We start from the raw sequence: 385 nt of genomic DNA, 5'->3' as shown, positions 1-385 counted from the left end.
ACAGCGCCCCCGAACAGAAAAGAAAAGTAGGCATATCATGTTAGACCAAGCAATGAAGCAGCAACTGCAAACATACTTAGAATTCCTAAAAAATGACGTTAAGCTCGTTCTTAGCCTGGATGAAAGCGAAACAGCAAGCAAACTAGAGAAGCTGGCGAACGACATCTCAGAACTCTCTGACAAAGTTGTGGTTATCCCATGCAAGTGTTGAACACAGAGAAAGGCACAAGCATCGGTTTCGCTGGCCTACCTATGGGTCATGAGTTCACTTCATTGGTATTGGCATTGCTACACAGTGGCGGTCACCCAATCAAGCTTGAAGACGACGTGATTGAGCAGATTAAAAACCTAGGCGAGCCACTGAATGTTGAAATCTTCATTTCGC

1 pseudogene is annotated in these 385 nt (G+C 44.9%); it reads left to right on the top strand.

What is annotated here, in order from left to right:
* Positions 1-37: 37 nt before the first annotated feature.
* Positions 38-385, top strand: a pseudogene (locus KIV40_RS27930) (alkyl hydroperoxide reductase subunit F); the annotation flags it as partial.

This window comes from Vibrio sp. D173a (assembly GCF_030248475.1).
Note: the sequence above shows the minus strand (reverse complement) of the source record. Positions and strands in the feature narration are given on the sequence as shown.